The 13,518-nt window shown below is 57.4% G+C and carries 14 protein-coding genes and 1 pseudogene; 12 read left to right on the top strand and 3 right to left on the bottom strand.

The window, feature by feature from the left end:
• Positions 1 to 30: 30 nt before the first annotated feature.
• The 4 genes from H9L05_RS17470 (at position 31) to H9L05_RS17455 (ending at position 2,699) form a co-directional block, all read left to right on the top strand.
• Entirely contained in the window at positions 31 to 369 is a 339-nt protein-coding gene (locus H9L05_RS17470) for a hypothetical protein (RefSeq protein ID WP_187732009.1), read from the top strand.
• On the top strand, positions 366 to 1,010 hold the full coding sequence (hisIE, locus tag H9L05_RS17465) for a bifunctional phosphoribosyl-AMP cyclohydrolase/phosphoribosyl-ATP diphosphatase HisIE (RefSeq protein ID WP_187732008.1): 645 nt from the start codon (positions 366 to 368) through the stop codon (positions 1,008 to 1,010). Before H9L05_RS17470 ends, hisIE begins: the two co-directional genes overlap by 4 nt.
• 240 nt (positions 1,011 to 1,250) lie before the next feature.
• The gene (locus H9L05_RS17460) at positions 1,251 to 2,030 is read left to right on the top strand and encodes a glycosyltransferase (RefSeq protein ID WP_187732007.1); all 780 of its coding nucleotides are present in this window, start codon (positions 1,251 to 1,253) and stop codon (positions 2,028 to 2,030) included.
• Positions 2,031 to 2,039: 9 nt separating this feature from the next.
• Positions 2,040 to 2,699, top strand: a complete 660-nt coding sequence (locus H9L05_RS17455; protein ID WP_187732006.1) for a lipid-A-disaccharide synthase N-terminal domain-containing protein — start codon at positions 2,040 to 2,042, stop codon at positions 2,697 to 2,699.
• A gap of 110 nt (positions 2,700 to 2,809) precedes the next feature.
• On the opposite strand, the gene H9L05_RS17450 is transcribed toward H9L05_RS17455, so the two are convergent.
• Entirely contained in the window at positions 2,810 to 3,589 is a 780-nt protein-coding gene (locus H9L05_RS17450) for a phosphatase PAP2 family protein (RefSeq protein ID WP_187732005.1), read from the bottom strand.
• Between the two features lie 265 nt (positions 3,590 to 3,854).
• Between H9L05_RS17450 and H9L05_RS17445 the strand changes: the two genes are divergently transcribed.
• From H9L05_RS17445 to H9L05_RS17415, 7 genes are all read left to right on the top strand, one after another.
• On the top strand, positions 3,855 to 4,391 hold the full coding sequence (locus H9L05_RS17445; RefSeq protein ID WP_187732004.1) for a hypothetical protein: 537 nt from the start codon (positions 3,855 to 3,857) through the stop codon (positions 4,389 to 4,391).
• Between the two features lie 199 nt (positions 4,392 to 4,590).
• The gene (locus tag H9L05_RS17440) at positions 4,591 to 5,016 is read left to right on the top strand and encodes a hypothetical protein (protein WP_187732003.1); all 426 of its coding nucleotides are present in this window, start codon (positions 4,591 to 4,593) and stop codon (positions 5,014 to 5,016) included.
• A gap of 9 nt (positions 5,017 to 5,025) precedes the next feature.
• Positions 5,026 to 5,859, top strand: coding sequence for a hypothetical protein (locus H9L05_RS17435; RefSeq protein WP_187732002.1), 834 nt, complete (start codon positions 5,026 to 5,028; stop codon positions 5,857 to 5,859).
• 91 nt (positions 5,860 to 5,950) lie between these two features.
• Positions 5,951 to 6,994, top strand: coding sequence for a sensor histidine kinase (locus H9L05_RS17430; protein ID WP_187732001.1), 1,044 nt, complete (start codon positions 5,951 to 5,953; stop codon positions 6,992 to 6,994).
• Positions 6,995 to 7,113: 119 nt separating this feature from the next.
• Positions 7,114 to 8,205, top strand: coding sequence for a YitT family protein (locus H9L05_RS17425; protein ID WP_223284535.1), 1,092 nt, complete (start codon positions 7,114 to 7,116; stop codon positions 8,203 to 8,205).
• A gap of 78 nt (positions 8,206 to 8,283) precedes the next feature.
• Positions 8,284 to 9,552 carry a hypothetical protein gene (locus H9L05_RS17420; protein WP_187732000.1) on the top strand — a complete coding sequence of 423 codons (1,269 nt, stop codon included), beginning with the start codon at positions 8,284 to 8,286 and terminating at the stop codon, positions 9,550 to 9,552.
• Positions 9,438 to 11,480 carry a cyclic nucleotide-binding domain-containing protein gene (locus H9L05_RS17415; protein ID WP_187731999.1) on the top strand — a complete coding sequence of 681 codons (2,043 nt, stop codon included), beginning with the start codon at positions 9,438 to 9,440 and terminating at the stop codon, positions 11,478 to 11,480. The genes H9L05_RS17420 and H9L05_RS17415 overlap by 115 nt, the downstream gene beginning before the upstream one ends.
• Positions 11,481 to 11,483: 3 nt before the next feature.
• On the opposite strand, the pseudogene H9L05_RS17410 reads toward H9L05_RS17415, so the two are convergent.
• Positions 11,484 to 12,319, bottom strand: a pseudogene (locus H9L05_RS17410) (GDP-mannose 4,6-dehydratase).
• Complete coding sequence (locus H9L05_RS26395) at positions 12,259 to 12,468, bottom strand: NAD-dependent epimerase/dehydratase family protein (RefSeq protein ID WP_317175001.1); 210 nt, start codon at positions 12,466 to 12,468, stop codon at positions 12,259 to 12,261. The pseudogene H9L05_RS17410 and the gene H9L05_RS26395 overlap by 61 nt, the downstream one beginning before the upstream one ends.
• 100 nt (positions 12,469 to 12,568) lie before the next feature.
• Between H9L05_RS26395 and H9L05_RS17405 the strand changes: the two genes are divergently transcribed.
• Positions 12,569 to 13,483, top strand: coding sequence for a glycerophosphodiester phosphodiesterase (locus H9L05_RS17405; protein WP_187731998.1), 915 nt, complete (start codon positions 12,569 to 12,571; stop codon positions 13,481 to 13,483).
• The last annotated feature ends 35 nt before the right edge of the window (positions 13,484 to 13,518 follow it).

The following is a 13,518-nucleotide window of genomic DNA, read 5'->3' as shown; positions in this document are numbered from 1 at the left end:
AACTCTAGGCAACCTGAATCTAATTCTAATGTGAATGGAAAGGAATTGACACGAGTGGAGGGCTCTTCGGTCTCTTTTGATATTCGTTCATTTATTGCCATACCCTGCGCAGGATATGAGAAGCAGTTCCCTTCGGCCAGACCATTTTCAATAATTGACAAAGAGAAGCTTACGGCCATTGACAAATACTTACGAAGTCTTCAGCCACACACGCAAAACAACGAAGTAGATATTCGTGCAAAAGCCATTTTGTTCTATAACAACCAAACTAGTGACACGCTTTGTATTGGCAAATTCAATAGCTACTATAAAGGAGAAGCAGTGCAAGTTGACAAAGAGCTTATTTCCCTACTCGGTATTAATCCATGACATTCGATTTCGATAAAATGCCCGATGGGTTAATTCCCGCCGTGGTGCAGGACGACCAGACGGGCCAGGTGCTAATGCTGGGCTACGTGAATCAGGAAGCACTAGCCAAAACTCAGCAGGAAGGCCGCGTGACGTTCTTCTCCCGCTCCAAAAACCGCCTCTGGACCAAGGGCGAAATCTCCGGCAACTTCCTGACAGTAGTAAGTCTGCACCCCGACTGCGACGGCGACGCGGTGCTCATCCGCGCCCGGCCCGACGGCCCCACCTGCCACCGCGGCACCGTCAGCTGCTTCGAGCAACCCGATCAAACGGCTATTCCCGCCGCCCCGGTCGGGTTTCTGGCCGAGCTGGAGCGCCTCGTGCAGCGCCGCCGCGACATCCCCGATGAAGATCCGAAGTCGTACACGGCCTCACTTTTTCGCAAAGGCATGCCCAAAATCGCCCAGAAAGTAGGTGAGGAAGCCGTAGAAACAGTAATCGACGCCGTGGGGGGCAATTTTGAAGGCTTAAAAGGCGAAGCCGCCGACTTACTCTATCATCTGCTGGTGCTATTGGCCGCTTCCAACCTGACGCTGGACGATGTAGTAGCCGTGCTGCGCGAGCGGCACAGCACGATTTCGGCGGGTGTGCGCCGGGAGTAGGGCTTTACATTTAATGAGAAGTAGGCTTCCAAAATAAGGCGGTCATGCAGCGCAGCGCGAAGCATCTCGCTTGCTTCGTTGTTTAGTTAGGCAACGACCGCGAGCGAGATGCTTCGCGCTGCGCTGCATGACCGCCTTTTTAAAGTAAGAGTATTCTGGGGGCATTTTCGCGTTCAGTACCTGCTAATAAGCTGCTGGCGCTAAATCCTTTTTACCTTGCGGCCGCATTACCGCATTTCTATGTCTGCTGCCCCTTCTGCTTACCTTGCCACCCAGTCGCTTACGGTGCTTGTTCCTGTTTATAATGAGGAAGAAAGCCTGCCGCAGTTTGTGGTGGAGATGGATAAATTTCTGGCCCAAACGCCCGTTACGACCACCGTTTTGTTTGTCAACGACGGCTCCACGGATAACTCCCTGTCGCTGCTGCGCGATATTTGCCGCGCGGGTAGCCAGTATGAGTTTATTAGTCTGGCCCAAAACCGCGGTTTGAGCACGGCCATCAAAGCCGGAATCGACCACTGCCGCACGACGCTTATTGGCTACATCGACAGCGACATTCAAACCATGCCGCTCGACTTTCTGACCTTTTTCGAGTTTTTGCCCGAGCACGATATGGTGAACGGCATCCGGGCCAAGCGCCAGGATACGCTGGTCAAGAAGCTCTCCTCGAAGGTGGCCAACACGGTACGGCGTACGCTCATTAACGACGGCATTCAGGACACGGGCTGCCCGCTGAAAATCATCAAAATCGAGTATGCCCGACGCATTCCGTTGTTTCATGGCATGCATCGCTTTCTGGGCGCGCTGGTGCAATTGCAGGGCGGCAAAGTAAAGCAGCTGCCCGTGCGCCACTTCCCGCGCTTCGCCGGCACGGCCAAGTACAACCTCTGGAACCGCGCCTGGAAGCCCCTGGTTGATACCTTTGGCTTTCGCTGGATTCGGAGCCGCTGGCTGAATTATGCCATCGGGGAGGAGCAGCGCCAAGAGCAGGCTCAGGCCAGCCGCACGCTCGAAGGCTAGCCCCAGAGCATGAAAACCGAAGTCGTCGCGTACGGGGTGGGGCTCATTGCCCAGCTGTTGTTTTCGAGCCGGATTATTCTGCAATGGATTCAGAGCGAGCGGGCCAAGCGGGTGCTGGTGCCGGTGCTATTCTGGCAAATCAGCCTGGTGTCGTCGTTTCTGATGATTCTCTACGGCATGCTTCGCCACGACCCGATTATTCTGGCGGCTCAGCTTATCAGCTACGCCATCTACATTCGCAACCTGCAATTGCTGGGTGAGTGGAGCAAACTGCACGGCGCTTTTCGGGCAGGGGCTTACACGTTTCCCCTAGCGGCTATCGGCTGGTTTGTGGCGGGCACCTCGTTTTTTAGCCTCAAAACCATGCTCGAAAACCGGATTCCGGGGGGCGTTTTGGCGCTCGGAGCCGTGGGGCAAACCATCTTTCTGCTGCGCTTTGTGTACCAGTGGCTGTACTCGGAGCGCAAGGGCGAGTCGGTGCTGCCGCTGGGTTTCTGGCTCGTCAGCCTCATCGGTTCGGCCCTGATTCTGGCTTACGCCGTGCTGCGCCGCCCCGTGGATTATGTGCTGATTCTGGGCAACGTGCCGGGCATTGTGGTGTACGCGCGCAACGTGGTGCTGCTGCGCCGCGAAATCAAGGGGCTGCGCGTAGAGGAGATTGAGAAGTAATACGTGATGCAGCTATGTGCTAGTGAATAATTTACTGTCCGTAAATCAGGCACAAAAAAGCCCCCCACTACTCAAGTGGGGGGCTTTTTTGTGCCTGATTTACCGAAAGGTTAGCGGGGCTGCCAGGTAAAGCACAGCCCCGTAGCTCCTCCATACAAGGTAGGCGTCAGGGTCATGCCTTCCGGCAGGCGGGGCTTCCGTCCCCAGCGGTTGCGGTGGGTCAGGTAGGCCAGGTGGGCGGAGAGAATGCCAAAGCCCGCGCCGGCCACCACGTCGCTTTGCCAGTGCTTGGTGTTGATCATGCGCAGCGCGCCCACGCCCGTGGCAATAGTATACGCCCCAATGCCGTACCATTGGCTTTTATCGCGAAACTCGGTGTGCACGATGCTGGCGGCCAGAAAGGCCTGGGCCGTGTGGCCGGAGGGAAAGGCCTCATTGTCGGAGCCATCGGGGCGGGGCCGACGGGTAATATGCTTCAGGGCAAATACCGACGTGAGCATAATCGCCTCTGCTTTGACCATGACAAGCAGCGTGTTTATCCGGTCGCTGCGCGACTCCACGCCGGCCAGCGCCACGAGGCCCAGCTCAGCGTAGGGAGCCAGCAGAAGGTAGTCGTCGAGGCGAGTGCGGTAGGTGGGAAAGAGCTTGTGAATGTCGCGGTTGGCCTGCTCGTTGGTATAAAACCCTCCGCCCTTGTGGGTATAAAAGCCGTAGCCAATCATCACCGCCGGCACAATGGTGGCGCGCACCAGCTTGCCCCGATACCAGGGTTTGGCACTGGTGACCCCAGCCGGAGATTCATACTTGCGAAGGGTGTCGGCGGGCGTCTGGGGGGCAATTTGGGCGCATACCGGCGTGCCTGTGCCCAGCAGCAATACGAGCCCAGCCACACGGACTCTAAGCGCGTGCAACGGGAAACGGCGAGTGAAAGTCAGCATCAAAGAAAACAGTGAATTTGCGGCGGCGGGTAAGGATGAAACTGCTTCAGGTACCAGCGAAGCATAGGTAAATGGCAATGCTATATTATTTAAAGAAAATTTAGTGATATTAGACGGGCTTAGCTCACTTAATCGAAGCTTACGAGTCCACTCAAATGTAAGTCGCTTAAACCAGCACTCCGTCGCCGAGATTCACCTCACACCTACGCTCCGTTCTATGCCTACACATTCTAATCACTATTGGCTGGGCTGTTTACTGTTCGTCGCCAGCGGAACGCTTTCCGGATGCAACCAGACTTCCCGTAGCCAGCCGCCGCCTGCCAGTGCCGATGCTTCGCTGTACCAGCTGGCTGTTCTTCGCTCTGAGGCAGAATCGGAAGAGCAAAAACCGACCAAAAAGCCCAAGCCCGGCCGTAAGCCCAAGACGAAGGCAGACTACGAGAGTGCCATTGCATCGGTCAAAAAATACCGGCAAACGCATTCGGCCGGGGGCCTGCATAATGGCTACCTCAGCAAGCAGGTAGTCAAGGACCTAATATCCAGCGGCAAATGCGAAGGCATACGCGTGTACTTGGCCGATAGTGCCGGGCAGGAGAGAATGGTGGTGATAGGCGTGGATAAGGATGGCGCTGACTTAGTTACTCCCACAAATCTGGAAGACCAAACCGGCCTCAAAAGCCAGGGCAAATATCTGTTTGGCATAACGGAAGACAAATGCCCGGAGAATTGTATTGGCGCTACTTTATATGAGTAAGTAGCGCGCAGATAAGAAAATAACCCATCATTTTACTTTCCACTGCATCTTGACTTCTATGAAAACAGGTACGAATCTGCGTTGGGTTGGCTGCTTATTGATAGTATGTGCTGGGGGGCTTTTTGGGTGTGAGAATAAGTCCCAACAAGCAAACCAAGCCTCTCAGAATTCTATAACTCAAGATTCGTCAAGTACGACTATGGAAACTGGGGTGGTACCAGCAGAGCTTGACTCAACATTGAACCTAGAGCCTGATCCATTTGATCCTGATGCTGGTACGTTAATAGCCAGTAAGAGAGACCGTGATACTGCTATTGCGGATGTGAGGCGATACAAAAAAAAATATGATGGAAATATTACCAGTAATTATTTTAGTAGAGATCTTATAGTGAAGCTTTTAGCAGACGAAAGGGTGAGAGGTCTTCGTGTTTATCGGAGCCAGGAGAAGGATAGCCAGGGCAGGCCAAAAGGCAAATTGAAAGTTATCATAACTGGCGTGGACAAAACAGGTAAAGAGATACCTATTAACAAGGAGATTTCACCCGGTGTGTTTGAGTCAGACTACAAAATGGGAGTAAGCTATGAGAGGTGTCCTGAAAACTGCGGATTTTTTGATCAGAATTAAGTAACGCGAATGGATGCTTGGGTCGTCGTTCATTTGATTAACCGGGTACTGGAGGCTGCACCTATACTGCCGTTTGCGTGCGCATGCCTGCGCCGGCAGCACATTCCGTATCGCTTCCGGCTGGTATTCTATTATGTGGCCGCCAAAGTGGTGCTGTTTCCCATGGACACGCTCAGCCGCATCACCATTCGCAACAACGTGTACCTTTTCCACCTGAGCACGGTGCTCATGGTGGTTTTGCTGGCGGGCACCTATCAGCGCCTGTTGCCCGCCGGGCGGGTGCATCAGCTTATCCGGCTCAGTATAGGCATGTTTCTGGTTGTGGCCTTACTGGATGCCACCGTGCTTAATGGTTTTATTACGGACGTGAACAGCTACGCGCAGGCCCTGGGCTGCACCATTCTGGTTACGCTGGCTCTCCTCCACGTGGTGTACCTGACCCGAAGCTCGCCCTTCGAGCTGGAAAAGCAGCCGGAGTTCTTTTTCAGCGTCGCCATTTTGGTGTACTGTTCCTGCTCCGTAGTAACGTATGCGGCTATCAATATCATCTATAGCGCCGAATACTACGATGTGGCCACTATCATCCGCCTCGACACGCTCCTGAGCAGCCCCGATACGTTTCTGGCCGCCGTGCACATGGCGTTGTTTGCCTGGATGTTCCGCTTCTTTCCGATAAGCGTGTCGGCGCGCGCGGCCTTGCCGCGCTGGCTGCACTACAGCAGCTGGCGCCGGCGGCCCTATTGGCTGCTGGGCCAGCAGCTTACGGCCCTACTGCCGGCCAGTGCTGGTCTGCGCGCACCTTCCGACCTTGCCAAATCGGTACACCTTCTTCAAGATAAATGAGCAACCGGAGAGCCGCTGAATTTGCCCCCCAGATGCTTAACTTAGAACCATAGCTTCGTTTTTTTTACGTTGTGCTTAGCTGGCTAGTGCCATGCCCGATGCCCTGATTCCTTTTCTGCTCGTTGGTCCCATCCTGCTGCTGCTGGCCCTGGGCATCGTGACCATTCTGATCCGAGAGCAGCGGCGGCGCCTGGTGCAGGAGCAGGAAAAGCAGCAGATTCTGGCCCAGCAGAATGAGCAGCTGGAGCAGCAGGTAGCGGCTCGCACCTCGGAGATAATTGCCCAGCGCAACGACCTGGAGCAGGCACTCGCGGACCTGAAAACAACCCAAACCCAGCTGGTGCAACGCGAAAAAATGGCCTCCCTGGGCGAGCTCACGGCCGGCATTGCCCATGAGATTCAGAACCCGCTGAACTTTGTGAATAACTTCTCCGACCTGAGCGTGGATTTGGTGGCCGAGCTGGAGGAGGAACTGGCCAAGGAGCACCTGTCGGAGGATGGGAGGCAAAATATCCAGGTGCTGCTGCAGGAGCTTATTCAAAACCAAAGCCGCATACATCAGCATGGCAATCGGGCCGACCGCATTGTGAAAAGCATGCTGGAGCACTCCAGGGCCGGCAGCACCCAGCGCCAGCTCACAAATATTAATACCTTGGTGGAAGAAAGCCTGCGCCTGGCTTACCACGGCTGGCGGGCCAAGAATAAGGACTCGAACGCCACGCTCCTCACGGAGCTTGACCCCAACCTGCAACCCGTACTGGTGTTGCCTCAGGACCTGAGCCGGGTCTTTCTGAATCTGCTCACCAATGCCTTTTATGCCGTGACGGAAAAGAGCCGGCAGGCGCCGCCCGGCTATTGCCCGGAAGTGTGCGTGCAAACCCGCCCGGTGGGCAACACGGTGCAGGTGCGGGTGCGCGATAACGGGAACGGGATTCCGGCGGCGGTACGTGAGAAGATATACCAGCCCTTTTTCACCACTAAGCCCACCGGCGAGGGTACCGGCCTGGGCCTTTCTCTGAGCTACGATATCATTACCAAAGGCCACGGCGGCACGCTCAGCCTGGACAGCAAGGAAGGGGAATACACAGAGTTTACCATTTCCCTGCCTATTGACCCTAAAAAGCGCCTGGCCTAGCTCAAGTATTATTTTGCGATTTAATTAAATTAATCCGATATTTTCAAGTAGTGCCCCTTCGTCTTCCGCGGAGAAAAAGGGCACGAAATCAGATTTGGTTCTTCGGTGCCGGTGCAAGCGTGGAGCTCGTTACTGGCGTTTTCTGCTTTCGTCAGGCCGCAGCCCCGGCTGGTTGGCCTGCGGCGAATATATCGGTAGTGAACACCTGGCTTTTGCTGGCGGCAATGTTGCTCGATCATCTCATTCCTTCTCGCTTTCGCACCAAGCGCTACGCTCAGCAAGTGGTAGCGGCCCCCGTGGAAGACGCGGCAGCGGAGCCGACCAATTATAGGCTGTTTTATACGCTGTCGCAACGCTGGGTACGCCGCACGATAGTGCAGACGCTGCTGCTGCTGGCGGGGGTTTTTTCGGCCGCGCTGGGTTTGAAGGGCTTTCTGCTGCCCAACGAGTTTATCGACGGGGGCGTTACGGGTATCTCCCTGCTGGTAAGGCATCTGACCGGGATGTCCCTGTCGGTGCTGATTCTGGTTATCAATATTCCCTTTATTATTCTGGGCTATTATCAGCTAGGACGAAAGTTTGCGCTTAAAACCCTGCTTACCATTATGGCCTTGTCTGGGGCGCTGCTGATCGTCTCCTTTCCCAGCGTGACGGAGGATAAGCTGCTGATTGCCGTGTTTGGCGGTTTCTTTCTGGGGGCGGGCATTGGCCTGGCCATGCGGGGCGGCGGCGTACTCGATGGCACCGAAATTCTGGCTCTCTGGCTTAGTCGCAAGCTGCCGCTCTCGATTGGCGATATTGTACTGATTATCAATATCATCATCTTTAGCGTGGCGGCGTGGCTGCTATCCATCGAAACCGCTTTGTACTCCATTCTGGCCTACTTATCCGCCGCCAAAACCGTGGATTTTGTGCTGGTGGGCATTGAGGAATACACCGGCCTGACGATTATCTCCTTCCACAGCACCGAAATCCGGCAGATGATAACCGATAAGCTGCGCCGCGGCGCTACCGTGTACGAGGTTACCCAGGGCTACGGCTCGCACGGTCATCAGCACCTGAAAACAGAAGCCATTTTCACGGTCGTTACCCGCCTGGAGGTTGTGGGCCTGACCGATGAGATTCATAAAATCGATCCGAACGCTTTTGTGGTCATGCAAAGCATCAACGACACCAAGGGCGGACTGGTCAAGAAGCGCGCCTTGCACTAAGCCGCCTCGTCGGGACTGGCCCAGCCTGCCAAGGGCCTGCCAGCAGCTGTTGGGGGCTTTTTTAACTGATCAATTCTCATGGAGAAGCTAACCCGGTTTCTGGGAATACGACCCGGCGAGACCAAGACGGTTTGGTTGTTTTTTGCGCACAACTTTTTGCTGGGCATGGGCACCATTCTGGTGTACGTGACGGCCAACGTGCTGCTGCTGGAAGTGAACCCGGAGCGCAATCTGCCCCTCGCGTACTGCGTGGGCGCACTGGCTATGATGGCCGTGGGCAAATTGTACGCGCACTTTGAACACCATTGGCTATTGCAGAAGCTGGCCGTGCGGGCGCTGCTGGTGGCGGTGGTGCTCACGCTCGTGCTGACACTGCTGCTCTTGCTGGGCCCATCCGTAACTACGGCCGTGGCCATTATGACAGGCTACCGCCTGATTTATCTGCTTACCAACCTTGAGTTTTGGGGTATGTCGGCGGTGGTTTTCAACGTGCGGCAAGGGCGGCGGCTGTTCAGCATCATCAGTGCCGGCGATATGCCCGCCAAAGCCATTGGTGCCGTGCTTGCCGTGGTGGTGCACGCTTATAATGAGCTGTATGTGCTTTTGCTGACCGCCTGCGGGGCCTATGTGCTGGCCTCCGTAATTCAGCGGGCCACGTTTAAATCGCGGCAGGTGGTGGCCCGGCCGGGGGCGCCCCGGGTGGCGCGTCCGGAACAGTCGGCGCTGGTACGCCAGGTATTTGGGGCCAGCCCCCTGATTCATGCCATGGGCCTGAGCCTGACGGCTATTGCCGCCGTAGCGGTGGGCGTGGAGTATATCTTCTTTGTGAACGTGAAGTACAAGCTGCAGGATCAAACCACGATTCTGCAGTACGTGGGGGGCGTTTTGGCCCTTACTTATCTGCTGGCCATGCTGTTCAAGCTGCTCTTTACGCGCCGCGGCATCGACTGGCTTGGGGTGCGCTGGACCCTGGCTTTGCTGCCGCTCACGGCCCTGGCGGGTATTCTGCTGTTCGGGGCCTTGGAGGTGGCGGCCGTCGGTCCGGCCGTGCTGCTGGTGTACTTTGGGGGGCTTTATCTGACGCTGGAAGTACTGCGCCAGGCCTTGTTTGAGCCCGTGTTTCTGGTGCTGTTTCAACCCCTCACGCCCCTGGAGCGCCTAGAAGGACATACCCTGGCTAAAGGCTTCTACGAGCCGCTGGGCTTGGGTCTGGGGGCTTACTGCTGCTGGGCTTGCATGGCTCACCGGCCCTTAACCAGTGGGTGCCGTTTGTGTGGATGGGGCTGCTGCTGCTGGCGGCTGTTTTCCTGTTGCAGCGCACGTACTGGAAATATCTGGATGAGCTGAAAGACGCGCTGGGCCTGCGCTTTGGAGCCAGCACCGAGGCAAATTTGCCCCCCAGCGGCTCCCTGGCGCCCGAAGAGGAAGAACCTGACAGTGGGGTGGAGGAAGCGTTGCAGGCCATTGATGAGCTGCTGAAAGCCGGCGGGCTGGTCAAGAACGCGGAGGCCCTGCTTTCGCACACCGATAGCCGGGTGCGCACGCGCGTGCTGAGCCTGGTGGGCCACCAGGCCGACGCGGGCCTGCTGCGGCGTCTGGCCCTCGACGACCCCGACCCGAAGCTGCGCGAAGCCGCCAGCACCCTGGCCGGAGCCCACCACGAGGCGAATGATTTACTGCTTCATCCGGATATGGTGGTGCGTCGGGGAGCCATGCGGGGCCGGCTGGCGCAAGCGCCCGATGACGTTCAGGCCCGGGAAAGCCTACGAGCTATCCTGACTGCCTCCGACACCAACTCCCGCCTTCTGGCGCTGGGGCTGATCCAGTTTTTAGCCCCCGAGCAGCAAAGCGAGCTCCTGACGACTTGCCTGCACAGCCCGTTTCCGGAGGTAGTGCAGGCCGCCGTAACCGCCGCCGCTGACACGACCAATCCGGCCCTGACGGATGATCTGCTGCACTTGCTGCGCAACAAAACGGTAAGGCATTCGGTGGCCGACAGCCTGGTGGAAATCGGGGCGCCGGCATTGCCCCAGATCAAAGACTCTTTAACGAAGGAATCGGATGGGCGCTACCTGCAGCTGCTGGCGCAGGTATGTGCCCGGCTGGCTACCCCGGCAGCCCGGCAGGTGTTGGTGGAGGTGGCTCAAAGCTCCAATCTGCACGCCCGAGCGGCGGTGCTGCGGGCGCTGAGCAGCTACGCCACCGTGCCCGCCGAGGCGCCCCTGTTTCAGCGCCTGGTAGAGAAGGAAATGCGGCTGGCCCAGCAAGTGCTGCATGGCATGAGCAGCGCCAACGCCGAGCTGCGCGCGGCCTTGCGCTACGAGCTAAAAAAAGGGCAGCAGCGCCTGTTCTGGCTGCTCATGCAGATTTACGAGCGCCAGCATATTCTGGATGCCCAGCGCGGCGTGGCCCACTCGGCAGGCGAACGGCAGGCCAATGCCCTGGAGATTCTGGACAACCTGATTCCCCGTCCGCTTTACCAAGGCCTGCAAGCCTTGCTCGATACCGGCCGCTTGCGTGATAAGGTGCAAACCTTCGATAGCTTACTGGGTCCTCGGAGTTCCGCCGAGCCTATTCAAACCTCCATTGTGCGGCGCGGGTCTGCCTCCTTTTCGGCCTGGACGATTAGCGTGGCGCTGCTGCAGTGGCACCCGAACCCCGAAACCGTCCTGTATTTACATCCACACCTGCTGTCCGCCAACATTCTTATTCAGGAGAGTGCTATGGTGGTGCTGCGCCAGCTGCCCCTGCAGCGCCCCGCGGCTTTCGACCAACTGATTTCTGTGTACCCGGATTCCCATCAGCTGCTTATGAATACTCCCCACGCTTCCGCTTCCTGCGTATCGGCGCGGGAGCGCGTACTGCTGTTGAAAGGCACCGCCCTGTTTGCCGAAACCCCCGAGAACGTTCTGGGTACCATTGTGCCTATCATGAAGGAGGTGGCATTTCAGCCCGATCAGGGGATTTTCGTTAAAGGAAACCTGGGCAACTCCCTGTTTATTGTAAGTCAGGGGGAAGTCGGAATCTTCGACGGGCCTCTTCATCTCACGACTTTCCGTAAAGGCGACTTCTTCGGGGAGCTGGCCTTGCTGGATGCCGAAGCCCGCTCCGCCACGGCCGTGGCGCAGAGCCCGGTGGTAGCCTTCCGCATTGATCAGGAGGACTTCTACGATGTGATGGAAGAGTGCTCAGAGGTTGCCCGCAACATTATGCGCGTGCTCTGCCAGCGCCTGCGCCTTCAGAATGAAAAGATGCTGCCCGGCGTGGCGGCGTAAGCTTTAGGCTTGCAGCGGTGAGCCGTTAGTATTCTGTTGCCAGCTTACAAACTGCCTGAGGCCTTCCGCCAGGGAAGTCTGGGGCGCATAGCCCAGCAACGCCTGCGCCTTGCTACTATCGGCGTACGTCACGTCCACGTCGCCGGCCTGCATGGGCTGAAAGACCAGCTGGGGGGCAATTCCGACCGCTTCCCCGACGGCGTGAATCAACTCCAGCAGCGCTACCGGGTGGCTGTTGCCCAGATTGATTGTCTCAAAGCCAGGGGGCTGGGAAAGTAAGTACGCCACGCCCCGGGCGATGCCCTCCACGGTATCGCCCACATAGGTATAGTCGCGGGCAGTGGTGCCGTCGCCAAACACGGGAATGGGCTCACCGGCTTGTAGGAGGCGCACAAACTTATGAATGGCCAGATCGGGCCGTTGACGTGGCCCAAAGACCGTAAAAAAGCGGGCATTAAGCACGCTTAAGCCGTAGAGGTGATGGTAGGTATACGTTAATTGTTCGCCGGCCAGCTTGGAGGCCGCGTACGGCGAGATGCAGGCCTGGAGAAGGGATTGGTCCTCGCGAAAGGGCCGCTGGGGGAGTTGCCGTACACGGATGACGAGGAGGCAAAAAAAAGCTTGCCTATGCCTTGCTGCCGCATCCATTCCAGCAGATGGGTGGTGCCCAGCACATTGTTGTCCAGGTAGGCGGCCGGTTCGCGCACTGAGGGCCCGACGCCGGCTTTGGCCGCCAGGTGCACCACCAGCCCGATCGGCGTAGCACCCAGGGCCTGGGTCAGGGCCTCGGAGCCGGCGCGCAGATCCAGCTCCAGAAAGCGAAAGGAAGGATGCTGCAAAAAGCCCCCATATTGTCCTGCTTGAGGCTGCGGGCATAAAAGGGGTCAAAGTTGTCGAGGCCCACCACCTGATAGCCGTCGGCCAGCAGGCGTTCACAGAGGTGAGAACCAATAAAGCCGGCGCAACCCGTAACCAGAACCGAAGGCATAAGCAAAGCGGGGAAAAGCAGGAAAGTGGGGCTAAAGGTAGAATGAATTATGCAGTTGAGGGTAAGCAGGAAGCCAGCTTAAACTGCGAACTTGCGCGCTATGCGTCGAACAAAACGAGCCCGCCGGATAGGAGGGGGCATACTGCTTTTGGCTGGCCTGCTGGGTGCCGGCCACTTGATTTGGGAGTCTAACGCGTCCGTTCCCGGCCCGCTCACCAACCGTCATGCGGGCCATATTCAGGTGATTGGGCACGCTGGCTCCGGCTTTTTTACTCCCCTGAATCCTTTCAACCCCTTGCCGCCCAGCAGCCTGGCAGGTGTGGAGAAGGCCCTGTCGCAGGGGGCCGACGGCGTGGAGATTGATGTGCAATTAAGTCAGGATAGCATCCCTATGCTCTACCATGATCCAACGCTCAACTCCATGACTACCGACAGCGGCTGCGTAAGTCAGCAGCCAGCGGCGGCACTGGTGAAGCTACCGTATCGGGGTGGGTGGGGCTACGATTTGTTTCACAACGAACGGCTTATAACCCTGGAAACGCTGTTGGCGCGCGTAGCGCGGTATCCTCAGTATCCTTACCTGCATCTCGATTTGCACGAGCGTGATGGGTGCGGCGGGGAGTATTCCCGTTCACCCGCGTTGGCTCGGGCCCTGGCGGCTTTGATACGTCGCTATCAAGTGCCCCCCGACCGTCTACTTATTCTAACAACCTATCAACCCACGCTGCGCCAACTCAGGCAGGCGCTTCCGCAGGTTCCACTGGGCCTGGAGATTACCCAAGGCGAAGACCTTGTGGCTGGGTTGGCCGCCGCTAAAGGTATCGGGGTGCAAGCCATCGTGATACCAAAAGCGTTGGCGACGCCGGCGCAAGTTGCACAGGTACAGGCTGCGGGCTTCGATGCTGTGCTGTTTGGGGGGCGTTCGGCCGGCTCGATCCGGCGCTTGGTAGCTGCCCACCCCGACGCCATCGAGGTAGACAACGTGCCTCAACTACTGCGCACGCTTCAGCGATAGAGATGGCGGGCGCAGCAGTTGAGAATGTCACAGAA

It is taken from the genome of Hymenobacter qilianensis (assembly GCF_014489555.1).
Taxonomy (GTDB): Bacteria; Bacteroidota; Bacteroidia; order Cytophagales; family Hymenobacteraceae; genus Hymenobacter; species Hymenobacter qilianensis.
Note: the sequence above shows the minus strand (reverse complement) of the source record. Positions and strands in the feature narration are given on the sequence as shown.

Coding starts and splice junctions, on each gene's coding strand:
- hisIE (WP_187732008.1), top strand. CDS start 366: ATGACATTCGATTTCGATAAAATGCCCGATGGGTTAATTCCCGCCGTG.
- H9L05_RS17460 (WP_187732007.1), top strand. CDS start 1,251: ATGTCTGCTGCCCCTTCTGCTTACCTTGCCACCCAGTCGCTTACGGTG.
- H9L05_RS17455 (WP_187732006.1), top strand. CDS start 2,040: ATGAAAACCGAAGTCGTCGCGTACGGGGTGGGGCTCATTGCCCAGCTG.
- H9L05_RS17445 (WP_187732004.1), top strand. CDS start 3,855: ATGCCTACACATTCTAATCACTATTGGCTGGGCTGTTTACTGTTCGTC.
- H9L05_RS17440 (WP_187732003.1), top strand. CDS start 4,591: ATGGAAACTGGGGTGGTACCAGCAGAGCTTGACTCAACATTGAACCTA.
- H9L05_RS17435 (WP_187732002.1), top strand. CDS start 5,026: ATGGATGCTTGGGTCGTCGTTCATTTGATTAACCGGGTACTGGAGGCT.
- H9L05_RS17430 (WP_187732001.1), top strand. CDS start 5,951: ATGCCCGATGCCCTGATTCCTTTTCTGCTCGTTGGTCCCATCCTGCTG.
- H9L05_RS17420 (WP_187732000.1), top strand. CDS start 8,284: ATGGAGAAGCTAACCCGGTTTCTGGGAATACGACCCGGCGAGACCAAG.
- H9L05_RS26395 (WP_317175001.1), bottom strand. CDS start 12,468: ATGCCTTCGGTTCTGGTTACGGGTTGCGCCGGCTTTATTGGTTCTCAC.
- H9L05_RS17405 (WP_187731998.1), top strand. CDS start 12,569: ATGCGTCGAACAAAACGAGCCCGCCGGATAGGAGGGGGCATACTGCTT.